Genomic DNA, 21719 nt, shown 5'->3' with positions numbered 1-21719 from the left:
CAGCACTCGAGGGCTAATCGCTTGTGCCTCAAGCTCGCCGGCATCCACCACCGCTATCGCGGCCTCACCCTCAACACTCACAAGCACCGCGATCCACCGCGCACTCTGTGCGTCCATCACCATTTGCTTGCGACCCTGCAAAAGACCCGCATCGTCCACAAGACACGCGAACGGAGCACTCCAATCCTCGGACTCTAACTCCGCCACACAGGCCGCATCGCCTCCTGCGATACCTCGAAGTACATCAGATGTCGCATTAGCGTCGGCTCGCAGGAGCAACTGTGCCGCCAGCAAAGTCGACAGCAGTGGCGTACCCATAAGCGCCTTACCCAGACTCTCGGCCACAGGAACCGCAGCCCCAATACCGAGCCCCGCCCCACCAAGCTCTTCGGGCAAGCCAATACCTGTCCAGCCCATGGCAACCATCTCTTGCCACACAGCAGGGCTGTACTCCAAGGGCGATTCCAGGTGTTCCCGTGCCGCATTCAAGCCTCCACGGTCGGCGCAAAAGCTTCGAGCGTAGTCCAGGAGCATGCTCTGCTCTTCATCAAAACGCATTGCGGTATTACCGATCACTGACATAACGCGCCCCTTACTTCGGTAAACCGAGCACATGCTCGGCAATAATGTTGGCTTGCACCTGGCTGGTACCACCGCCGATGGTGGCCGAAAAACTGTTCAGATACGCCCGCTGCCAAAATCCACCCTCCCGAGCGCGGTCATCCCCAACAAACAGGGCCCCGTCGGCACCTTGAGCATTGATGGCAAACTGACGCATGCGCCTGGCGTACTCAGTCCAGCGTAATTTGTTCGACAGTGGAAGTGACATGGGATAATCACTGGTCAGCGCCGGTATACCCGAACGTCGGTCCCCGAGAGCGATAGCCTTCTCTTCCATAATCAGAGCGACCAACTGATCGCGCATGAGCGGGTCTTCAAGAACCGGACGTCCGTCGCGCTTCACATCGCGCAGTTGCGCGATGAGGTCATCCATCACGATTCGGACAAATGCCAGCCCCCCCGCCGCACCGGCCTCGGCCCCACGCTCGTACTGCAGCGTTTTCATCGCTATTTTCCAGCCCTCACCCTCGCCCCCCATAAGACAGTCAGCAGGAATACGGGCATCGCGAAAGAACGTCTCGGTAAAGCCGTACTCTCCCGTCAACTTGCGTATTGGCCGTGTCTCGACCCCCGCAACGGTCATGGGCGCAAGGAAAAACGACAGGCCATCGTACTTACGCTCTGCTTCAGGATTGCTTCTCGCCAGTAAAATCATGTACTTGGAGTAGTTCCCCATGGTCGTCCAGATCTTGCTGCCATTGATGACATATTCGTCACCATCGCGCTCAGCGCGGGTTCTAGCGCTACCTAAATCGGAGCCATGATCGGGCTCCGAAAAGCCTTGGCACCAGATATCCTCGGCGCTCAAAATACCCTTTAAGTAGCGCTGCTTTTCGTCTTCGGTACCGATGTCGTTGATTAGCGGCCCGGCCCAGCCAAGCCCGATAACGTTGAAGCAAATTGGCACGGCTTGCCGACGCATCTCCTGATCGACCACGGACTGATAAACAGCGTCGACGCCCTGACCACCGTGCTCTTTTGCCCAGGCCATACCCAGATATCCGGCAGACCAAACCTTATGCTGCCACTCTCTAAGAAATTCCAACTGTTGTTCCGAGCCCACTTCCATAAAGGTCTGCGGTAACAAAAAACCGGGATCACCGGGTTTGTTGGTCTCAAGCCAAGCTGCGACCTCACAACGAAATTCTTCTAATTCTTTAACAGCAGCATTCATAACGAACGTCCCATAGTTATGTAGTCGAAAAAGTTATCGCTTCTCGCTCAGTCGGTCGACTCTCGACCCGCCGCATCGGCGCGAACAAACGCATCCCGAGCCATGAGTCGGTCAAGATAGGCCGAGGTCTGAGGTTTGAAGCGCTCATCCAGTTTCAGCGTTCGCGCGAAATACAAAGCATATCCCACACAAATATCGGCGATGGTGAATCGGCCATCAACCAGATAGTCATTGTTTTCCAGGTGAGCATCCAATCGACGCAAACGGGCAATGAACCACTTGGCATAGTCATCAGCAACGGGCTTTTTTTCTGGAGTGGGCTCAAGAACCGTGTAACGGAGCACAATCGTCTGAGGGAACGTTAAGGTCGCATCGGCGTGATAGGTCCAGTTAAGCATATCGCCATAAGCGGGATGCTCCGGCGGCACGGCAAGGTGCTCGCAGCCCGGGCGCGTCGCCAGGTAGTGCGGGATGGCACAGGACTCGGTCATCTCCACGTCAGCGTCCACAAAGTACGGAATCGTACCCAGGGCGTTGATCTCTAAATACTCGCGCTGAAAAATCCGCGGCGGGAACGGCAGCATCACCAGTTCATAATCAAGCCCCAACTCCTCCAGTGCCCATACCGCGCGCAGAGACCGCGCTCCCGCACAATGCCAAAGCTTCATACTCATAGCCCGTACTGCCGTGTCGCCAAATCACGCATGATTTCTTCTGAGCCCCCACCAATCGCGTTCACGCGTACCTCTCTGTAGATACGCTCTACTCGGTTACCCCGCATGTACCCTGCTCCTCCGAGAATCTGCATCGCTTCGCGCGCGCAAAACTCCATGGTTTCGCTAGCTTGAACCTTGAGTAAGGCGATGTCTCCGGGGTTAGCGTTGCCGTTTTCCATACTCTCGTAGCAGACCCGGATGTAAGCCTGAGTAGCATTGAGTTTTTGTTTCATCATCGCAAACTTATGGCGAATCACCTGATGATCGGCGAGACGCTTTCCAAAGGTATTGCGTTCTCTGGCCCAGTTAGCCGCATCTTCCAGACAGACGCGCCCCAGTGCCTCCATAGAAGCCGCCATGAACATTCGTTCGCTGTTGAAATTGGTCATGATCACCAGAAAGCCACGATTCTCTTCGCCCATGAGATTCTCTACCGGGACACGAACGTTATCGAAGTACAGGGTCGCGGTATCCGAAGCCCACCAACCCTGTTTCCGGTCCAGAGAAGTGCGTGAAAAACCCTCAGCGTCAGTGGGAATCAGCAACATTGACACACCGCCAGCTCCGTCACCGCCGGTGCGCACCGCAGTAGAGACCCAGTTGGCGCGCATACCGCCGGTGATATAAGTCTTGGAGCCATTTACTATGTAGTGATCACCGTCACGAACTGCGGTGGTGCGCAAACTCGCCACATCGGATCCACCGCCGGGTTCGGTGATTCCAAGAGCGATATGCTTTTCACCCGCCAGTACGGCAGGTGCTACGGCTTCCTTCATAGCCTCCGAGCCCCAGTTAAGAACCGGCGGCAAGCCGATGCCATGAACCATCAGGGACGCCGGCACCCCACCGACCGCAAAGCGGTTTAGCTCTTCATTGGTAATCCAGCTGTGCCAGGAGTCGATGCCTTCCGATGTTCCACCATAGGCCTCCGGGTATCCCATACCCAGCAAACCTACTGCGGCAGCCTTCGGCCACAGATCCATCGGAATTTCCCCCGCTTCATCCCATTCTTCAGCGAATGGCGCGATCTCTGTGTCGATAAAGCGCCGCAAATGGGTGCGCCATTCCTCATGTTCAGGCCGAATATGGGGGTTGGGTAGGCGAGCACTATCAAAGTCGAGGGACATACAAACCTCCGGGGCTTAGGGCTTTAATTGAGTGTCACTTAATAATACTGAGTGACGCTCAACCCGACAAGCTGCAGATTATCACTGAAGCCATCACCCCCTTCCTAGCCGAGGACATTTCTGGCGCTTAGGCCGAAAATTGTCCCGGGAACACCAACGCCAGTGCTCGACGATGCTCATGCTCCACCACCAGCTCATCAAGTTCCTGCATCGCAGTGGCGGCAAGCCCCTCGGGCAACAGGTCTGCATCCATACGAAGAATCTCGGCGCGAAGCAACCATTCCGCGGGATAATCATTGAGAACACTAAGCAGTGACTGCCCCTCGGCGTCGCTCAGCTTTGTTACAGCGCTGCAATACTTGGCAAGCTTCGCATAGGCCTCCATTACCTTACTGTCTGCCTGCGCCCCCGGTGTTCCGGTGCGCGGCAAAGGCTTGTACAGCTGAAAGCTCTCTCGATCCGCGACGCCGCCAAAGACACTGGCAATACGGCCGCCCACAGCCATGTCGTAGCGACCCCATTCCGGCTGAAAGAGCTCCTGGCCATCAAGCGACGTGACCGTGCAATCGCTAAAGCTGAGCAAGAGATTGCGATGTTCCTGACGCAGGACGCTTTCGAGTCGACCGCGGACACTAATACCCGATAGAAACTCAAGGTGCACCGATTCCCCGACAACAATACGATGCACTTTAAGCTCGTCTACCGTGTACTGAGACAAACAGCGACTGAAGTCTTTGAGCAGACCCACGGGTGAGCCAAATCCCTCTTTGTGACTCGCTGTCGAGTGGCCATACAGCTCCTTTCCCCGCCAGGCCAGCTGAGTTGGCCCCTGGGTCTGCACGTAGGTCACGTTGCCCACGGCATCGCAATGTAGACCTGAAATCACACCGCTCACCTGCACACCAGAGTCGTACTGTGCCGTGCAAACGGCCGTCGAGGCTATCGCCTTGCGGAGCGCTCCAGCACCGCCGAGGCGAGCAGCCATAGTGGCCGCAAACTCCTCAAGCACCTGACTCATGTGTTTGCAGCTTCGCGTTACAAACAATTGCGGCTGGGTGGTCGTGATGTCGTAAGGCGCCTCCACAGCATTGACCGTGAGCGGGATCTTTCGCACGCGAGCATCATCTCGGCAGCTTTGACTTTCGCCAAGGGACGACAATAGGCCTGCGCCAAAGAGCCGATAATCCTCGAGCTCGCCTACCAGCCCATACTCCACTGTCCACCAATGCAGGCGGGTCAGCAATGCCGCTTCTGACGGCTGCTCGTCGCTGTTGGATAAAGCTGTGAGACGCGCCTCTGCTTCGGCAATGTCCTGAGTTGCTGTGCGGGGATCTTCTTTTAACATCGATAGGGCGCGGACCGCTTCGTAAAGCTCATGGTCATGCTGGCTAGCGATCGCCTGCATACCCACCTCACCAAAACGCTGCAGAAACTCCGCGTAATCAACGTCAATCAAAAACGGCGCATGCCCGGCAGACTCGTGCAGAATATCCGGCGCCGGCGTGTACAAAAGATGCTCTACGCTGCGCATTTCCAGGGCGATGACCAATACCTTCAGCGCCTGAAATTCCATAAAAATCGCCGGAGGTATAAAGCCGTCTACAACCACGGCTCTCCACCCCAGCTTAGCCAAACAGCTGTTCATCTCGTCGATGGATGGTATGTGATCCAGGGCTATTCCCGTTCGTGCAAGACCTTCGAGATATACCGGATGCGCGGTATCGGCAAGACCCCGCGTCAGAGCAGTCATTAAAAAACGCCACACCGCATGATCACGAGGTGTGTATTGGTTGACGGGATCCTGCACTGCTACAAAGGGTCGGAGGTGTAGCGGTAAACTCGCCACGATTTCTTGTTGGCTGGGCGACACGAAACTCACGACGTTGCACTCTCCATCACAATTGGGACTCGATCTTTCGACCTTGAGTGTTGCTCTAGCTTGTAAAGAATACCGGACAGATCTTCACGTTCCTGTTGAGTCAGTACTTTGAGAAAGTCGGCTTCCCAGCGAAGTGCAAGCGGCGCTATACACTCAAAAAGCTGCGCGCCCACCAGGGTGAGACACAGCTCATTGACCCGGGCATCTTCAGCGCTGATGTATCGCTCGAGCAAACCACGCTCTTCGAGCCCGACTAAAGCCCGGGACACCATCACTTTATCCAGATTGCCTTGCTGCGCGATGTCTTTGGCACTCATGTGTGGTGTTTCGTGGAGTAAGGCAAGAATACGCCATTGGGGCACACTCACACTGAATCGGCGTCGATAAACGCCTGCCAGGGACACGCTGATGTGTTTTGCCAGACGATCAAACCGATAAGGCAAAAATCTCTCGAGTTGAAACCGCTCTTTCACGACATTACCTATACGCTAGATAGTTTCATATGAAACTAGTATGCTGCCACTCTGTCAAGGGAAAAGGATTAAGGGTATGAGTCGGCAGTGGATTCCCCATGTGATTCGCGAAGGGCAACACTCGCGGCAGGCGCATTGCGACCTCCCGGGCGGGACCTATGAGCGAGAGATGGGCCGAGAAGGTTTTTTCGGTCCCGCAAGCCACATCCACCACCGGCACCCGCCCACGGGCTGGATTGACTGGAAGGGACCTCTGAGGCCCTATGCCTTTGATCTCACGCAGTTGGACGCACTCAGTGAATCGCCGTTTTCTCAAAAAGCATTACTGGCCAACAGTGATGTCGCCCTACGATTTTGGCGCTGCAGCAGCGCGATGCGTCATTTAGTACGTAATAGTGACGGTGATGACCTTTTGTTTATTCACAACGGCAGTGGCTCGCTCTATTGTGACTATGGGCAACTGGACTTCCGGGATGGCGATTATCTAGTAATACCCCGAGGTACTGCCTGGCGCATGGAACCACTGGAGCCTGTGGAATGCCTGATCATCGAAGATCGTGATGGCGCCTACCAACTGCCTGACCGAGGCATGCTGGGCCCTCATGCAGTCTTCGATCCCGCGATTCTTGATCATCCCCATATCAACGACGCTTTTCTTGCGCAACACAGCGAAGACAATTGGGACGTCCACATCAAACGTCATGACGAAGTGAGTATTGTGACTTTTCCGTTCAATCCGCTGGACGCGGTGGGTTGGCACGGCAGCAATACAGTTTTGCGATTGAATTGGCGCGATATACGCCCGGTCATGAGTCATCGTTACCACCTACCGCCTTCGGCACACACGACCTTCGTAGGCGGGGGCTTCGTGGTCTGCACCTTCTGTCCACGGCCCATCGAGACCGACCCAGGTGCATTAAAAGTCCCGTTCTATCACAACAACGACGACTACGATGAGGTGCTTTTTTACCACCGCGGTAACTTTTTTAGTCGCGACAATATTGAAGCAGGGATGATCACTTACCATCCCTGTGGCTTTGCCCACGGCCCTCACCCCAAAGCGCTGCACAAATCACAAACCGATCCGGCAAAAGCGACTGATGAAGTGGCAGTGATGATCGACACGCGGCGAGCACTGCAAATTCAAGCGGCGATAACGCCAGTTGAGAACCCCGACTACGTAAATTCTTGGCGCAGCCAGGGAGCCTGAGAACCCCACTCGACGAAAGGACAACATTCATGAAAATCGCCTCCTACAAATCTGGTCGCGACGGTCTTCTTATGATTGTCGACAGAGAACTCAAAAGCTGCTGCTCCGCGAGTCATATCGCGCCGACGCTACAAGCGGCATTGGATGACTGGGCCAACATAGCTCCCCAGCTAGAGCAACAATACGAGCAGCTCTGCCAAGGCCAAATCAGCGATGCTGAAACTTTCGACACAAGCCGATGCGCAGCCCCTTTACCGCGGAGCTACCACTGGGTTGATGGAAGCGCCTATGTCACCCATGTCGAGCTTGTTCGAAAAGCACGAGGCGCTGAGCTACCCGCCTCCTTCTGGAAAGACCCTCTGGTTTACATGGGAGCCTCGGACGCATTTATAGGACCGGAAGACCCCGTTGAAGCAGAGAGTGAGGAATGGGGCATCGATTTTGAGGCGGAAGTCGTTGTAGTTACCGATGACGTACCAGCGGGCGTCACGCCGAGCCAGGCAGCCAGACACATTAAGCTCATCGGGCTGGTGAACGACGTATCGCTGAGAAACCTGATCCCCGGGGAGCTTGCCAAGCAATTCGGGTTTTACCAATCCAAGCCCTGGACTGCATTTACGCCAGTGCTGGTTACACCCGACGAACTTGGTGACGCCTGGGATGGGGCGCGCTTGCATCTACCGCTGCGTACCACCTACAACGGTGAACTGGTGGGAGCACCCAACGCCGGACAAGATATGACCTTTGATTTCCCGACGCTCATCGCACATTGCGCAAAATCCCGCTCGCTGATGACCGGTGCCGTCATCGGATCAGGAACGGTATCCAATGTAGGCTCAGAAGCGGGTTCATGCTGTCTTGCCGAGATACGCTGCCTCGAAACCATTAAGGATGGGCAACCCAGCACGCCATTCATGCGCTTTGGAGATCGCATCCACATCGAGATGCTCGACGCAAACGCCAAATCGATCTTTGGTGCGATTGATCAAGTGATCGTGCGCTACACCGCACCAACTGGCTAAGCCATGGAGCTTTATAGCTACTTTCGCTCATCTGCTGCCTACCGCATACGCATTGCTCTGGGGATCAAAGGCCTGGAACATAAAATCGTTCCCGTTAACCTCACTACCGGACAGCAGCGTGGTGAGGACTATCTCAAAAACAATCCCCAGGGACTTGTGCCTGCGTTAACGCTCGAGTCCGGAGAAACGCTTGCGCAGTCCAGCGCCATACTCGAATGGCTCGAAGAAGCACATCCCGATCCGTCGCTTTACCCCCAGAACCTGATCAGCAAAGCGCAACATCGCGCCCTGTGTCAGCACATTGCCTGTGACATTCATCCATTAAATAATTTACGGGTGTTGCGCTACCTGAGCGGCACACTTAAGCAGGAAAAAACCCAAGTCGACGATTGGTATGCACACTGGATTCACCAAGGATTCATAGCAATAGAGATCGCCTTAGGTGATTTAGAGACGGAATTCTCTCTCGGGAATAATCCGGGAATGCTCGAGGTTTTTTTGATTCCGCAGGTCTACAACGCCTACCGATTTAAAGTCGATCTTTCACCTTTCCCGCGCATCGTAACTCTCGACAGTCACTGCCAAAAATTAGCAGTCTTCGCAAAGGCGCATCCCTCATGTCAAGTCGACTCACCCGTTGAAGAGCGGCCCTGAAGAAGCCGCTCGATTCCTTGAATGTCGCCGAGCGTATCAACGTCTAACAAAACACCAGGATCAACAACCGGGACAGGGACACAGTTTTCCACATTTTCCCGGAGCAGCTTACTGGCACCCGCGTCGCCGGACAGCTCTCTAAGCAGCGATAGATACCGTCGACCAAACAGTACCGGATGGCCTCTTCTCCCTTCAAAAACCGGATACACAATGCGCTCACTGTCCGCATTCTCCAAAATTCGCAAAACAGTCTGCGAAAGCAATCCTGGCATATCTGCGAGCGCCACAAGAATTCCCGGCACATCACCAATTGCAGAAACCCCCTCCGAGAGGGTCCCTCCCATGCCTTCTGCCGCGCGCGAACAACGCAAGCAGCCCACGGACTCACGGAGCAGCATTGATGCCAAAAAATCGTCGTCCCGCCTACCCGAAAGACACACAAACACCTCAAGACCTATATCTTTGTATTGCGAAATAGACTGCTGGAGTAGTGTTTTTTTTGAATCAAGAACAAAAGATCGCTTATCAGACCCGAATCGAACCGAGCCTCCGGCAGCCAAGAGCAATACCGTCGGCGCATTATCAAAGCTCTGGCGTAAGTCTCCATTCATAGTGATATCCGCAATTTTTAAGCTCCATAAGACTGCATTTACGCCGCTTTTATTCCCAGTAAATGCGGTTTTAGCCCTTGCGATAGCTTGTGAAAGCCTTATGCTGTTGATTGCGGATAAGTAATTCCGCTCCAACATAATGTGACTGGGCATCAGGATCGTTTCAAGGGGTTTTATCATGGCAGGAAAGTTTGAACTGAAAAAGGGGAAAACCGGAAAGTTCTCCTTCAATCTTAAATCGGGTAATGGGCAAGTTGTATTTACTAGCCAGACTTACGACAACAAACGCTCGGCAGCTGCGGGCATTTCATCCGTCAAGAAAAATGCGGATAAAGATGCGCGCTACGAGCGCAAATCTTCAACCAAAGGACAGCCTTATTTTGTAATGAAGGCGACCAATGGGCAGGTAGTTGGCAAAAGTCAGATGTACTCCAATGCAGTAAGCATGGAAAAAGGCATCAAGTCGGTAGGCCTAAATGCACCTAGCGCTGACACACTTGATCTAACTGTAGAAGCTCCAAAGGCAAAGACTGCACCCAAAAAGGCTAAGGCAGCACCTAAAAAAGTCAAGGCTGCGGTAAAGAAAACCGCCAAGAAAGCTAAGGCGGCACCAAAGAAGGCTAAAGCGGCAGTAAAGAAAGTCGTAAAAAAAGCTAAGGCAGCACCCAAGAAGGCTAAAGCGGCAGTAAAGAAAGTCGTAAAAAAAGCTAAGGCAGCACCCAAGAAAGCCAAAGCTGTAGCCAAGAAGAAAGCTCCTGCTAAGGCGAAAGCCAAAGCCAAAAAGAAGTAAGCTTTTGACGGCAGTCGCTCGTCGGCTGCCGTCCAGTTCTATCCCAAAGATCCAGCCCCGGCTGTGTTATTCCAACTATCTCACGCAAATTTTTTTCATCCAAGCTGTTACATCCAAGCTGTTACATCCAAGCCACAGCATCACAATGCAGCTCGCTTTTAATGAGACAGCTCATTCAAAGAACGTCTTACCGTTCCTCCAAACAAGCGCTTATTCAATACTCTTAGTCTGATCGCAATGATCCGGGGAGCCGCTGAGAACGACTCCCCGGGGTTCCGCCAGGGGCAGCGGAAACTAGGTCGATCAGTTTGTGGATGCGACCGACGAGGCGGTCACTTTTGACAATGCACGGGACAGAGACTGTTCATAGCACTCATCGTTGCGTGCAGCGCGGGAGACACTACCTGCTCTACGAAAGTCACTGTGACCACAAGCCTGCTCCGCGGCGCTGGCAAGCCGATACTGCAAGGCTTCCTGGCCAGCGGCCGAGGTAAGATCAAGATCCGAAAAATTTACCGCCACTTGAGTGGGCGTCGCGATGTAGTCGGCGACAACCTTAGTCGTGCTTTCAGCGCTTGCCTGAAGCGCCACTACTGCCAACATGCCTGATACTGCGGTTGCTATTGTTACCTTACGAAGTGCTTTCATGATCGTGCTCCATACGTTACATAGGTGGCTCGAGGCCGGATTCGTTAGCGGGGTAGGTCCTTCATCGCCATCCCACGCCTTCAAGGTAAGGCAACAAACAATGCATCGAAACACTGAATCGTCGAACGGTGTTGGTCTATCGGTAGGTCGATGGGATCCAGCGACCAAAGGAATACGTAAGGTTAATCAAGAATCGCTGTAGCGACGTAAGCGCCCTGGATCCGGGACATTAGCGGTACAATAATCTGCTGGAAGTCGTGGCTTGCCCACCTGGACAATGCTGGGAACAGCGGTTGCCAGCTTCGCTCAAGAATGGAAACACAGGGTTTACGATGAAGTATCTAGGCAGTCCGGATTTTGATCACGCCCAACAGGGACGCGTAGGCGTGCTCGTCACGAATTTGGGCACTCCGACAGCGCCGGAAAAAACCGCTTTACGCCCCTATCTCAAACAATTCCTGTCGGACCCGCGGGTCGTGGAAGTCCCCAGATTGCTTTGGTGGCTCATACTTAATGGCATCATCCTCAATGTGCGTCCAGCACGATCGGCGAAAGCCTATCGAACAGTATGGACTGACGAGGGCTCCCCGCTGTTGATCCACACACGAGCTCAGGCCCAAGAGCTACAGCGTCGCCTGAATAAGGAGCATGGAGGGGACGTTATCGTTGAGTTCGCCATGCGTTACGGACAACCGTCTATCGGCAATGCAATTCAGTCACTCATCGACCGCGGCGCCCGTCAGCTAGTGGTACTGCCGCTTTATCCGCAGTACAGCGGCCCAACGGGTGGCTCAAGCTTTGACGCGATCGCCGAAGACTTTAGCAAGCGACGCTGGATACCCGACTTTCAATTTATCGCCAGCTATCACGACCAGCCAGGCTATATCAGTGCCGTCGCTGACAGCATCAGGAAGCACTGGGATACCCATGGACGGGCCGAGAAACTCCTGTTCTCCTATCACGGAGAGCCTCGTCGCTATCTTGACGAAGGGGATCCCTACCACTGCCAGTGCCACAAGACGACGCGACTGGTGGCACTGGAGCTGGGATTGGCCGAGGATGCGTATCTGAGCGCCTTTCAATCTCGCTTCGGACGAGAAGAGTGGCTCAAACCTTATACAGACCACACACTTCGCGAAATGGCTGGGAGCGGTATACATTCAGTGCAGGTAGTGTGCCCCGGATTCTCGGCCGACTGTTTAGAAACGATAGAAGAAATTGGCGAAGAAAATCGTGACTATTTCCTGGAAGCCGGGGGCGAGCGCTTTGAATACATTCCCTGCTTAAACTCCAGCGAAGGGCATATCGATTTTCTGACCAGTCTCGTTAACGAACGAATTGGCCCCTGGATCAGACCTCAGGCGAATCAAGCCGAACTCTCAGCGAGCATGGCCAACAGCATGAAGGCACGCTTAGCGAGCTGACAACATACTCAGAGCGGGTACCGCATGCGTATGCTCTACGGCCGTATTTGCCATCAGGTAGGCCACTAGAATCCCCAGCAAGAATACCGCCGTGAGTTTCACCCGATCGTGGCTATGGAATTGAACCTCTGGCAACAGATCACTCAGCGCAATACACACAAAAGCCCCCGCAGAGAACGCTAACGCCGAGGCGATCACTGCCTCACCGTTAACCCCTAGTTGTGTGGCATAGAAGTAGAAGATAAGCGCCCCAAGGGGACAGACCAAAGCAAACACCAGGTTTGCTCTCAGCTGGGCTGACGCGGTCGTACCCGATGACTTCATCAGCGCTGTAATTGACATGGCATCAAGAGGCTTGTGCAGGAGAATGGCCAGAAAGACGCCAAAACCGATAAGTTGCTGCTGATGCCCATGAGGCGCTGATAACAGCGCGGCCCCCAAAGCGACTCCATCGATAAACGTATGAAAGGTAAGGCCTATCAATACGCCCTTCCAATTAACCCCCGGCAGGAGCATAGGGGCCACAGCAGCATCACTCCCATGCAGGGTTTCGTGGTCATGGTCATGCTCATGCTCATGCTCATGCTCATGCTCACAACTTGCCAGGGCCTCCGCCGGATAGTCAGGCTGATGAAAGTGCAGGATACGCAGCAGGAGCAACATCACGACCAGGCCCAGCATCAACCAGGACATGACCACCGTAAGGCCCTCCTCGACACCCAGAGCCAGCACAGCGTGAGGCAGCAAATGAAAAAAAGCGATTCCGAGCATTAAGCCCGACACAAGGCTCATGGCCAGTTGGGTTCGTGTGTGAGTCATGGCAACACGCTGTGTTAACGCACCGCCGGCGACCGAGAACACAATCAACGCTGCGCCGTAACCCAGGAGTAATAGCATTGGGGACATCAGAGCAGCACCAGATTATCGCGATGAATCAACTCCGGCTCTCCACCGTAGCCAAGCGTTTCCGCGATCCTTTGGGAGCTCAGCCCCATAATGCGGGCAGTTTCCTCGTTACTGTAATTGCTCAGACCTCGGGCAACTTCCCGACCTTTAAGATCCCGACACAGTAAAACGTCACCACGCTCAAAGTCGCCGCTCACAGACTTTACACCCACCGGGAGCAAGCTTCGGCCCGAGGTTCTAAGGACATTAACTGCACCATCATCAATCTCAACGACGCCGCGAAAGGTCACCAGACTTGCCAGCCATTGCCGCCGAGCATTCTCCGGGGCGCTACCACTTTCAAGCCAGGTACCCAGTGCTTCTCCATTGGCAAGACGCGACAGAATCCGCGGCTCTCGACCACTTGCAATCACCGTTTCTGTCCCCGAGCGTGCTGCAAGCCGCGCCGCGCGCAGCTTGGTCACCATACCCCCGCGACCCAACACACCACCCTCTCCCGCCACCGCATCCAGTGCGGCGTCATCAGCCCGGGAATGCGTAATCAGTTTAGCCTTCGCGTGAGTACGGGGATCGGCATCAAACAGTCCCGCTTGATCCGTCAACAGAACAAGTACGTCTGCATCAACCAGATTAGCCACCAAGGCCGCCAAGGTATCGTTGTCACCAAAGCGAATTTCATCGGTAGCCACGGTATCGTTTTCGTTAATAACCGGCACCACACCGTGGCCAAGTAGGGTTTTGAGTGCGGCTCGAGCGTTGAGGTATCGGTCTCGTGCAAGCACATCATCATGACCCAGCAGAATTTGAGCGACCATGAGCCCCTTCTCGGCGAAGGCCTCCTCATAACGCCGCAGCAGTGCGGACTGCCCTACCGCCGCTGCGGCCTGCAATTCATGTAGTTCGCGGGGACGCTGAGTTGCTCCAAGACGCAATAGGCCTGCCGCTACCGCCCCGCTACTTACCAGCAAAACCTCACAGCCCCGTTTACGCAACATAGCCAGCTCTGCGACTAATCCAGAGATCACGGTCTCGTCAATACTGCGGCCGTCGTTCGTAAGAAGAGCGCTGCCTACCTTTACCACCCAGCGCTTCGCGCCAGGTGCCCAGTCTCGGGCGTCGGCGTTCACGGCGCGTACTCAATCTCCACGTCATGATCGTCATCGTCATCGGCTTCGTCTTCGAGCTCTTCCTTGCCGTGACGGCGCGCGCGCAGTATGGCCGCACGTTCTCGCGACTCCTCTTGCATAGCCTGCTGCGCTTGACGCTCGGCAATCACGAGCTCTGGATCAAGAGCTTCATCTTCAACACAACGTTCAAGGTAATCCATCATGTTCTGACAAAGACGATCAGTACCATCGTGGGCAAGTGCCGATATCGTGTATATGGGCGCAGTCCATTGCAGCACATCGATGACCCTGGCACGTATTTCGGCGAGAGTATCTTCATCGATAAGATCAGTTTTGTTGAGCACCAGCCAGCGTTCCCGCGCTGCGAGCGTGGGGCTAAATCGCTCGATTTCACGGATGATGGTCAAGGCGTTATCAGCGGGGTCGCTACCATCCATGGGTGCCACATCCACTAAATGCAGAAGTATTCGGTTTCGCGTGAGGTGCTTAAGAAAACGAATCCCCAGCCCAGCACCGTCCGAAGCACCTTCGATCAAACCCGGAATGTCGGCGACAACAAAACTGCGCAAAGCATCAACTTTCACGACACCTAACTGAGGAATAAGGGTGGTGAAAGGATAGTCAGCAACTCTTGGACGAGCCGCAGAGACAGAGCGAATAAAGGTCGACTTACCCGCGTTTGGCAAACCTAACAGCCCAACGTCTGCCAGTACGTTAAGCTCTAGCTTGAGCGAGCGTTGCTCACCTTCACTGCCGGGGCTGGTCTGTTCCGGAGCACGATTTACGGAGGACTTGTAGCGGGTATTCCCCAGCCCGTGAAAACCACCTTGGGCGACCAGCAAGCGATCTCCCGCCGCTACAAGATCTCCCAAAATTTCACCACTATCTTCATCGAGCACGGTAGTCCCTACGGGAACAGGTAGCTCTAGGTCGGAACCTCCAGCACCTGTACAGTTTCGACCCCGGCCACTCTGACCACTCTCCGCGCGATACACGCGCTGAAAACGATAGTCGACCATGGTATTCATACCCTGGTCTGCACGCAGAAAAACGCTACCGCCGTCCCCGCCGTCCCCGCCGTCCGGCCCCCCACGCTCCACAAATTTCTCGCGACGGAAACTCAGGCAGCCGTTACCACCTTTTCCGGCGAATACGCTAATACTGGCTTCGTCTACGAATTTCATAGTTGTATTCTATCTTGCGCTAAGGCGCGCTGGGGAGTGAGTGAAAAATATCCGCTAAGGTGACGTGAAGTACAAGCGACAGGCAAAAAAAAGCCCCGGATGAAACCGGGGCTTCTCACTACGCTATCAGTTTCGCCTTAGGCGCCAACGACACGCACGAACTTACGGCTCTTGTCGCCACGGATAATAAACTCGACCTTACCTGCGACAGTCGCAAACAAAGTGTGATCCTTACCCAGACGAACATTTTCGCCCGGGTGGAACCGAGTTCCGCGCTGTCGAACGATAATGTTACCGGCTTTAACCTGCTCGCCGCCAAAGCGCTTCACGCCCAGACGCTTGCTCTGTGAATCGCGACCATTACGAGTACTGCCGCCTGCTTTCTTGTGTGCCATTTGTCAGTCTCCTTAAGCGCTAATGCCGGTGATACGTACTTCGGTGTACCACTGACGATGTCCGGTTTCTCTGCGGTAATGCTTACGTCGGTTGAACTTAATGATCTTGATCTTGGCGTGACGGCCTTGATTAATAACCTCAGCAGTGACCTTGGCTCCGTCAACAACTGGCGTTCCTACGCGCATGTTCTCACCGCCGACCATCAGCACACGATCGAACTCAATCGTGTCGCCAGTAGCCGCTTCAATTTTTTCAAGCTTGAGGAATTCACCCTCTGTAACGCGATGCTGCTTACCACCGCTCTCAATCACTGCGTACATCTTTCTTCTCCATTGTTAGCCCTCCCGCTAATTCACGAAAGACCACTATCGACTAACTGGCTATCCAGATAGCCTTTTTAGCAAGTGGCTGCACTGCGCTTGCAGTGGGCAGGGACGGGCACAAGTAACTGTATTTAAAGAACTTTTCCTACGCTAAAAAAAGGACCAATCCTTATCCCTCGCTTACCTACCACCGATCAGCTGCGACCACGGGTAGTTAGGGCGCGAGATTGTACTTAAAAGAGCCCTTAAGCTCAAGCAGCACGTGGGCTCATCGACGGCTGAGTCGACGCGGTTTTGGCCAAGTGCTGTAAAGCCGAATCCTTGACACTATCGCGAGGGACACCTAGCATGCGCGACCGATTCCCGGGGTCAAGGTCTCACCCACCATGCAACAAGTCCGCGACGTTGTCAGCGCCGAGCTAGACGCGGTCAATGCTGTGATTGTAGAGCAACTGCGTTCCGACGTAGATATGGTCGAAAATGTCGGTCAATACATCGTTGACGCTGGCGGCAAACGCCTGCGACCCGTACTCGTCTTACTGTCTTCTGCCGCGCTGGGAACCGTTAGCGACGCACAAATTCACTTTGCCGCCGTGGTGGAGTTCATCCATACCGCTACCTTACTCCACGATGACGTCGTGGATGTCTCTGAGTTGCGTCGAGGGCGGCCTACAGCCAACAGCGCCTTTGGCAACGCACCCAGCGTGTTGGTAGGAGACTTTCTCTACACCCGCGCATTTCAGTTAATGGTCGCCCTGGGCAATCATGACGTCTTAAAAATGATGGCGGATACCACGAACACTATCGCCGCCGGTGAAGTTCTGCAGCTGATCCGAGCCGGTGACGCCGACACGAGCGAAGACCAGTATTACGATGTAATCGACCGAAAAACGGCTGCTTTGTTTTCCGCAGGCTGCGAAGGTGCCGCTTTACTGGCGGGCGCAGACGCAGCCAAGGTAGAGCAGCTTCGAGTTTGTGGTCGCAACATCGGTATAGCGTTTCAGCTGATCGATGACCTTCTGGACTACGAAGGCGACCCGAAAGTAACGGGCAAAAACGTGGGGGACGACCTCGCCGAGGGCAAATCGACCCTGCCCTTGATTCACGTCATGCGCGAAGGCAGTGAAGCCCAAGCAAATCTTGTACGCGATGCTATTAAGGCCAAAGACCGTGAGCGGCTTCCGGACGTCGTTCAAGCGGTGCGTGATTGCGGCAGCTTGGAGTACACCAGAAACGCCGCACTCGGCTGCAGGGACAAAGCGCTCAACGCGCTTAAGGAACTGCCAGCGTCTTCTGCAAAAGACGCGCTCGCGCGCCTCGCCGCCCTGTCAATAGAACGATCCCACTAAAGACACCTACCAATACCTGGACCCTGAGCCAATATCAATCAGCGTCTATCAGTGCCAACAGCTCTTTAGTCTTCGCTTGCATCAACGCTAAGTCGCCGCGCGCCTCCACGTTCAGGCGCACAAGTGGCTCGGTATTTGAGCGTCGAAGATTGAAGCGCCATTCGGAAAACTCAAAACTCAGACCATCGACGGTTTCAAGCCGCAAAGCAGCGTCTGCATACCGTGCTTCCACGCGCGATAAGACCGCTTCAGGATCTTCGATGGAGCGATTGATCTCACCACTACAGGGAAAAGCCGCCATGCGCTCTTCCACCATATCTGCCAAAGACTGGCCTCGCGTACTAATCAGATCTGCGACCAACAACCAGGGAATCATTCCACTGTCGCAGTAGGCGAAGTCGCGAAAGTAATGGTGCGCGCTCATTTCACCACCATAAATCGCATTCTCAAGACGCATACGCTCTTTGATGAACGCGTGTCCAGTCTTGCTTTGAATCGCCTTACCGCCGAACTCCTCTACGACGGCTTGGGTGTTCCAGGTAAGCCGAGGATCATGCACCACCGGCTCCCCGGGGCTGCGCTTGAGAAACGCTTCTGCAAGCAGCCCTACCAGGTAGTATCCCTCGACAAAACGACCACTGGCATCAAAGAAGAAGCAACGGTCGAAGTCCCCGTCCCAGGCAATACCGAGATCGGCATTGTGTTCGCGCACCGCCTCAATCACGGGCTGACGATTCTCTTCGAGCATAGGGTTAGGGACGCCATTAGGAAAGTTTCCATCGGGCGCATGGTGCAATTTAATGAATTCAAAGGGCAGATGAGACTCAAGGAGATCAACCACCTTACCCGCTCCGCCATTACCCGCGTCCACGACAATTTTGAGCGGCTTCAGATTCGCTACGTCGATGTAACTCAGCAGATGCTCAACATACGCTTTTTCGGTATTCAGCGACTGGAGTTGCCCCCGAGTGTCCGCCGGGGTGAACTGATTTTTTTCTGCTAGTGCCTTGATATCGAACAGACCGGTATCACCCGAGATTGGCTTTGAACCCTCTCGCACAAACTTCATCCCGTTGTAGTCCTTGGGATTATGACTCGCAGTCACCGCTATCCCACCATCCATTTCGGCATGATGCGTTGCGAAATAAATTTCCTCTGTGCCGCACAAGCCTATGTCGTAGACATCCACTCCCTGAGACAACAGGCCTTCGGTCAACGCGGCTTTGATTGCCGGGCTACTGAGGCGAATATCATGACCAACAACGACCTTTTTGGGTTTGATAACCTCTGCATATGCACAACCTATACGCCGCGCGATATCTTCATTGAGCTGATCAGGAACCCGACCGCGAACGTCATAGGCCTTAAAACAAGTGATTTCGTCCATACAGCAGCTCAGCTCCCTTTGACGTAATGGTTTTCGTACATGTAATTGGTCGCCTCTACGAAGCCTGGAACACTACCGCAGTCGAAGCGCCGACCTTTGAATTTATAAGCCATAACACAACCCCGATCGGCCTGGATTTGCAGCGCATCCGTGATCTGCACCTCACCATTGGCACCCGGAGGTGTCTCTCGGATAATGTCAAAAATATCCGGCGTCAGAATATAGCGACCAATAATCGCAAGATTTGAGGGCGCCTCATCAGCACTGGGCTTTTCAACCATCTTGTCGACGCGATAGATTCCATCCTTTAAGGGCTCTCCTGCAATCACGCCATACTTGTGCACTTCCTCCATGGGTACTTCCATGATTGCGACGATAGAACAGCGAAACTGATTGTAAAGCTCAGCCATCTGCGACAGCACGCCCGGCCCTTCATTGATACAAAGGTCATCTGACAGAACAACACCAAAGGGCTCGCTACCGATGAGCGTTTCACCTGTAAGAATTGCATGGCCCAAGCCCTTCATTTCACGCTGGCGAACCATGGTGAAGATGCCCTTGTCCAGCACATTGCGGATACTGTCCAAATAACCTTCTTTGGCGGTCCCGCTAATCTGGTGCTCCAGCTCGTAGCTGATATCAAAGTGATCCGTAATCGCTCGCTTGCCGCGACCGGTGACCATGGCACAGGTGGTCATACCCGCCTCGATCGCCTCTTCCACGCCATACTGCACCAGCGGCTTGTTGACGATGGGAAGCATTTCCTTAGGCATACTTTTCGTTGCCGGCAAAAATCGCGTGCCATAGCCCGCAACGGGGAACATACATTTATTGATCACAAAGAGCTCCTGTTGTATTCAAGATCATAGGTGACGACTCGGCCACTCTACGAACAACGTTAATCGTTAATCTTGCAGCCAAAATTCTATTGCCACTAACGGACTAGGAACTGCGTCCGTAGACATCCTCAAAACGCACAATATCGTCTTCGCCAAGGTAGCTGCCTGACTGTACTTCAATAAGCTCCAGAGGTATTTTCCCTGGGTTTGCCAGGCGATGCTTGTGTCCCAGTGGGATGTAAGTCGACTGATCTTCCCGCAGCGTAAAGACCTTATCTTCACAGGTCACTTCCGCCGTCCCGTGCACGACTATCCAGTGCTCTGCCCGATGGTGATGCATCTGTAGTGACAAGGTCTGGCCCGGGCTAACCACAATGCGCTTAACCTGAAATCGGTCGCCTTCGATCAACGATTCGTAGCTTCCCCAAGGCCGGTAGACGCGCTGGTGCAACGTGGCCTCGGTGCGTCCCTCTGCCTTGAGGCGCGACACGATCTGCTTAACGTTTTGCACTCCATCACGGTCGGCAACGAGAATTGCATCCGGTGTTTCAACAACAATCAAATTCTTAATGCCCGTCGCTGCGATCAAGCGTGATTCGCTGCGCAGATAGCTGTTTGAACAGTCCTCAATCATCACGTCACCCATAAGGACATTGCCATCGCTATCGCGATCAGCCACCTGCCACAAGGTGGACCAGGCACCGACGTCGCTCCAACCGCAGTCCAGCGGTATCACTCCGCCGTGCTGCGTGTGCTCCATTACCGCGTAATCAATACTGTCAGACGGGCAGGCTAAAAATGCATCCTTATCCGGACGCAGAAAATCGAGGTCCGCGCTTGCATTGATCATCGCTAGCTCACAGGCCGCATAGATTTCCGGGGCATATGTTTTGAGCTCAGTAAGATAAGCAGAAGCCGACAACAGGAACATTCCGCTGTTCCAGTGATATTGACCACTCTCAAAATACTCCTTGGCGGTGTCAGCATCGGGTTTCTCGACAAAGCTATCGAGCGCATAAAGACCATCGCCCTGAGCATCACCGAGCCGCAAGTATCCGTAGCCTGTCTCCGCAGCGTCCGGCACCACGCCAAACGTCATCAGTGAGCCAGCCCGTGCTTTTTCCAGACCTAGCTTCACTGCCCGGGTAAAAGCATCCGCATCACGAATCAGATGATCTGCAGGTAGCACCAACAAGAGTGCATCGGGATCGTTTGTCAGCGCTTGAAAAGCGGCAAGAGCGACCGCAGGAGCCGTGTTGCGCCCCTCGGGCTCAAGAATGATCGCCGCAGGCTCTACGAACAACTGACGCAGCTGCTCTGCCACCATAAACCGGTGCTCATCGTTACAAATGATGAGCGGGGGGGCACTGTCCAGCTGCGATGTGCGCGCCATGGTGTCCTGAAGCATCGACAGCTCGCTCGCCAGAGCAAGAAACTGCTTGGGATAGGCCTCGCGGGAAACGGGCCACAATCGACTACCTACCCCACCAGACAACAAAACCGGTATCAACATCGACCCACTACCTCACAATTTCAGAAAACAAAACTTTACCGACATAAAGGCCAAACCGCACCCTGCTGTAAAGCACGAAAAACTCAAGCACCCAACCCTTGGTTCCCACAATGTTTATACATCAACGGGTGGACTTGTCTGATGCATGCATTAAACTATCCAACTACCGACTTGACGCAATAAAGTACAGCCTAACGACTTCGTGAGCGCTGACAAGTGCAGGGGTCTCAAAACCAATAAAACCCGGCAACAAACGCCAACTGCATCACAGGCTAGCCCCCACTTTCTACAAGAAAACCACAGCCTAAAAGACAACGAGAAGATAACGGTTAGGCTATTAGGTAAG

Annotated in this window: 22 protein-coding genes; 6 read left to right on the top strand and 16 right to left on the bottom strand. The window is 54.1% G+C overall.

The genetic code is table 11. The features are described 5' to 3' along the window. From ACI9KD_RS01605 to ACI9KD_RS01580, 6 genes are all read right to left on the bottom strand, one after another. A partial coding sequence (locus ACI9KD_RS01605) for an acyl-CoA dehydrogenase family protein (protein WP_414979389.1) occupies positions 1-582 on the bottom strand: 582 nt, incomplete at its 3' end. A gap of 10 nt (positions 583-592) precedes the next feature. Then, positions 593-1795, bottom strand: a complete 1203-nt coding sequence (locus tag ACI9KD_RS01600) for an acyl-CoA dehydrogenase family protein (protein ID WP_414979388.1) — start codon at positions 1793-1795, stop codon at positions 593-595. A gap of 47 nt (positions 1796-1842) precedes the next feature. Then, positions 1843-2469 (bottom strand): glutathione S-transferase family protein, encoded by a 627-nt coding sequence (locus ACI9KD_RS01595; protein WP_414979387.1) that lies wholly within the window; start codon positions 2467-2469, stop codon positions 1843-1845. Further along, positions 2466-3638: an acyl-CoA dehydrogenase family protein gene (locus tag ACI9KD_RS01590; RefSeq protein WP_414979386.1), complete on the bottom strand. Its 1173-nt coding sequence runs from the start codon at positions 3636-3638 to the stop codon at positions 2466-2468. The genes ACI9KD_RS01595 and ACI9KD_RS01590 overlap by 4 nt, the downstream gene beginning before the upstream one ends. 127 nt (positions 3639-3765) lie before the next feature. After that, a complete protein-coding gene (locus ACI9KD_RS01585; protein WP_414979385.1) occupies positions 3766-5517 on the bottom strand; it encodes an aromatic amino acid hydroxylase in 1752 nt (583 codons plus the stop codon). Beyond that, the gene (locus ACI9KD_RS01580) at positions 5514-5990 is read right to left on the bottom strand and encodes a MarR family winged helix-turn-helix transcriptional regulator (RefSeq protein WP_414979384.1); all 477 of its coding nucleotides are present in this window, start codon (positions 5988-5990) and stop codon (positions 5514-5516) included. Before ACI9KD_RS01580 ends, ACI9KD_RS01585 begins: the two co-directional genes overlap by 4 nt. A gap of 76 nt (positions 5991-6066) precedes the next feature. Here ACI9KD_RS01580 and ACI9KD_RS01575 point away from each other — a divergent pair, with 76 nt between their 5' ends. From ACI9KD_RS01575 to maiA, 3 genes are read left to right on the top strand one after another with little or no spacing between them, the layout of a single operon-like run. Continuing rightward, entirely contained in the window at positions 6067-7200 is a 1134-nt protein-coding gene (locus ACI9KD_RS01575; RefSeq protein WP_414979383.1) for a homogentisate 1,2-dioxygenase, read from the top strand. Positions 7201-7229: 29 nt separating this feature from the next. Next, complete coding sequence (locus ACI9KD_RS01570; RefSeq protein ID WP_414979382.1) at positions 7230-8222, top strand: fumarylacetoacetate hydrolase family protein; 993 nt, start codon at positions 7230-7232, stop codon at positions 8220-8222. A gap of 3 nt (positions 8223-8225) precedes the next feature. Beyond that, positions 8226-8876 carry a maleylacetoacetate isomerase gene (maiA, locus tag ACI9KD_RS01565; protein WP_414979381.1) on the top strand — a complete coding sequence of 217 codons (651 nt, stop codon included), beginning with the start codon at positions 8226-8228 and terminating at the stop codon, positions 8874-8876. Here maiA and ACI9KD_RS01560 read toward each other — a convergent pair. Next, positions 8843-9487, bottom strand: a complete 645-nt coding sequence (locus ACI9KD_RS01560; RefSeq protein WP_414979380.1) for a nucleotidyltransferase family protein — start codon at positions 9485-9487, stop codon at positions 8843-8845. The genes maiA and ACI9KD_RS01560 overlap by 34 nt on opposite strands. 178 nt (positions 9488-9665) lie before the next feature. Between ACI9KD_RS01560 and ACI9KD_RS01555 the strand changes: the two genes are divergently transcribed. Next, a complete protein-coding gene (locus ACI9KD_RS01555; RefSeq protein ID WP_414979379.1) occupies positions 9666-10277 on the top strand; it encodes a YegP family protein in 612 nt (203 codons plus the stop codon). 303 nt (positions 10278-10580) lie between these two features. Here ACI9KD_RS01555 and ACI9KD_RS01550 read toward each other — a convergent pair whose 3' ends face one another. Continuing rightward, entirely contained in the window at positions 10581-10925 is a 345-nt protein-coding gene (locus ACI9KD_RS01550; protein ID WP_414979378.1) for a UrcA family protein, read from the bottom strand. Positions 10926-11257: 332 nt separating this feature from the next. Between ACI9KD_RS01550 and hemH the strand changes: the two genes are divergently transcribed. Then, the gene (gene hemH, locus ACI9KD_RS01545; RefSeq protein ID WP_414979377.1) at positions 11258-12349 is read left to right on the top strand and encodes a ferrochelatase; all 1092 of its coding nucleotides are present in this window, start codon (positions 11258-11260) and stop codon (positions 12347-12349) included. On the opposite strand, the gene ACI9KD_RS01540 is transcribed toward hemH, so the two are convergent. The 5 genes from ACI9KD_RS01540 to rplU all read right to left on the bottom strand — a co-directional run bounded on the left by ACI9KD_RS01540 (position 12338) and on the right by rplU (position 16282). Continuing rightward, positions 12338-13255, bottom strand: coding sequence for a ZIP family metal transporter (locus ACI9KD_RS01540; RefSeq protein ID WP_414979376.1), 918 nt, complete (start codon positions 13253-13255; stop codon positions 12338-12340). The two genes, hemH and ACI9KD_RS01540, sit on opposite strands and share 12 nt — an antisense overlap. After that, on the bottom strand, positions 13255-14382 hold the full coding sequence (gene proB, locus ACI9KD_RS01535; RefSeq protein ID WP_414979375.1) for a glutamate 5-kinase: 1128 nt from the start codon (positions 14380-14382) through the stop codon (positions 13255-13257). Before proB ends, ACI9KD_RS01540 begins: the two co-directional genes overlap by 1 nt. Further along, positions 14379-15566 carry an Obg family GTPase CgtA gene (gene cgtA, locus ACI9KD_RS01530; RefSeq protein WP_414979374.1) on the bottom strand — a complete coding sequence of 396 codons (1188 nt, stop codon included), beginning with the start codon at positions 15564-15566 and terminating at the stop codon, positions 14379-14381. Before cgtA ends, proB begins: the two co-directional genes overlap by 4 nt. 137 nt (positions 15567-15703) lie before the next feature. Next, complete coding sequence (rpmA, locus tag ACI9KD_RS01525; RefSeq protein WP_414979373.1) at positions 15704-15961, bottom strand: 50S ribosomal protein L27; 258 nt, start codon at positions 15959-15961, stop codon at positions 15704-15706. Positions 15962-15973: 12 nt separating this feature from the next. Then, a complete protein-coding gene (gene rplU / locus ACI9KD_RS01520; RefSeq protein WP_414979372.1) occupies positions 15974-16282 on the bottom strand; it encodes a 50S ribosomal protein L21 in 309 nt (102 codons plus the stop codon). A gap of 389 nt (positions 16283-16671) precedes the next feature. Here rplU and ACI9KD_RS01515 point away from each other — a divergent pair, with 389 nt between their 5' ends. Continuing rightward, a complete protein-coding gene (locus ACI9KD_RS01515; RefSeq protein ID WP_414979371.1) occupies positions 16672-17634 on the top strand; it encodes a polyprenyl synthetase family protein in 963 nt (320 codons plus the stop codon). 34 nt (positions 17635-17668) lie between these two features. Here ACI9KD_RS01515 and ACI9KD_RS01510 read toward each other — a convergent pair whose 3' ends face one another. The 3 genes from ACI9KD_RS01510 to ACI9KD_RS01500 all read right to left on the bottom strand — a co-directional run bounded on the left by ACI9KD_RS01510 (position 17669) and on the right by ACI9KD_RS01500 (position 21373). Then, positions 17669-19021: a phosphomannomutase gene (locus ACI9KD_RS01510; protein ID WP_414979370.1), complete on the bottom strand. Its 1353-nt coding sequence runs from the start codon at positions 19019-19021 to the stop codon at positions 17669-17671. A gap of 8 nt (positions 19022-19029) precedes the next feature. Next, a complete protein-coding gene (galU, locus tag ACI9KD_RS01505; RefSeq protein ID WP_414979369.1) occupies positions 19030-19860 on the bottom strand; it encodes a UTP--glucose-1-phosphate uridylyltransferase GalU in 831 nt (276 codons plus the stop codon). A gap of 103 nt (positions 19861-19963) precedes the next feature. Beyond that, a complete protein-coding gene (locus ACI9KD_RS01500) occupies positions 19964-21373 on the bottom strand; it encodes a mannose-1-phosphate guanylyltransferase/mannose-6-phosphate isomerase (RefSeq protein WP_414979368.1) in 1410 nt (469 codons plus the stop codon). Positions 21374-21719: the final 346 nt, after the last annotated feature.

Origin of the sequence: Congregibacter sp., from assembly GCF_047617445.1 — a bacterium.
Lineage (GTDB): Bacteria > Pseudomonadota > Gammaproteobacteria > Pseudomonadales > Halieaceae > Congregibacter.
This window is presented reverse-complemented; position numbering and strand designations above follow the sequence as displayed.

Excerpts from the sequence above, each read along its gene's own strand:
- ACI9KD_RS01600 (WP_414979388.1), bottom strand. The coding sequence starts at position 1,795 with ATGAATGCTGCTGTTAAAGAATTAGAAGAATTTCGTTGTGAGGTCGCA.
- ACI9KD_RS01595 (WP_414979387.1), bottom strand. The coding sequence starts at position 2,469 with ATGAGTATGAAGCTTTGGCATTGTGCGGGAGCGCGGTCTCTGCGCGCG.
- ACI9KD_RS01590 (WP_414979386.1), bottom strand. The coding sequence starts at position 3,638 with ATGTCCCTCGACTTTGATAGTGCTCGCCTACCCAACCCCCATATTCGG.
- ACI9KD_RS01575 (WP_414979383.1), top strand. The coding sequence starts at position 6,067 with ATGAGTCGGCAGTGGATTCCCCATGTGATTCGCGAAGGGCAACACTCG.
- ACI9KD_RS01570 (WP_414979382.1), top strand. The coding sequence starts at position 7,230 with ATGAAAATCGCCTCCTACAAATCTGGTCGCGACGGTCTTCTTATGATT.
- maiA (WP_414979381.1), top strand. The coding sequence starts at position 8,226 with ATGGAGCTTTATAGCTACTTTCGCTCATCTGCTGCCTACCGCATACGC.
- ACI9KD_RS01560 (WP_414979380.1), bottom strand. The coding sequence starts at position 9,487 with ATGAATGGAGACTTACGCCAGAGCTTTGATAATGCGCCGACGGTATTG.
- ACI9KD_RS01555 (WP_414979379.1), top strand. The coding sequence starts at position 9,666 with ATGGCAGGAAAGTTTGAACTGAAAAAGGGGAAAACCGGAAAGTTCTCC.
- ACI9KD_RS01550 (WP_414979378.1), bottom strand. The coding sequence starts at position 10,925 with ATGAAAGCACTTCGTAAGGTAACAATAGCAACCGCAGTATCAGGCATG.
- hemH (WP_414979377.1), top strand. The coding sequence starts at position 11,258 with ATGAAGTATCTAGGCAGTCCGGATTTTGATCACGCCCAACAGGGACGC.
- ACI9KD_RS01540 (WP_414979376.1), bottom strand. The coding sequence starts at position 13,255 with ATGTCCCCAATGCTATTACTCCTGGGTTACGGCGCAGCGTTGATTGTG.
- cgtA (WP_414979374.1), bottom strand. The coding sequence starts at position 15,566 with ATGAAATTCGTAGACGAAGCCAGTATTAGCGTATTCGCCGGAAAAGGT.
- rpmA (WP_414979373.1), bottom strand. The coding sequence starts at position 15,961 with ATGGCACACAAGAAAGCAGGCGGCAGTACTCGTAATGGTCGCGATTCA.
- rplU (WP_414979372.1), bottom strand. The coding sequence starts at position 16,282 with ATGTACGCAGTGATTGAGAGCGGTGGTAAGCAGCATCGCGTTACAGAG.
- ACI9KD_RS01515 (WP_414979371.1), top strand. The coding sequence starts at position 16,672 with ATGCAACAAGTCCGCGACGTTGTCAGCGCCGAGCTAGACGCGGTCAAT.
- ACI9KD_RS01510 (WP_414979370.1), bottom strand. The coding sequence starts at position 19,021 with ATGGACGAAATCACTTGTTTTAAGGCCTATGACGTTCGCGGTCGGGTT.
- ACI9KD_RS01500 (WP_414979368.1), bottom strand. The coding sequence starts at position 21,373 with ATGTTGATACCGGTTTTGTTGTCTGGTGGGGTAGGTAGTCGATTGTGG.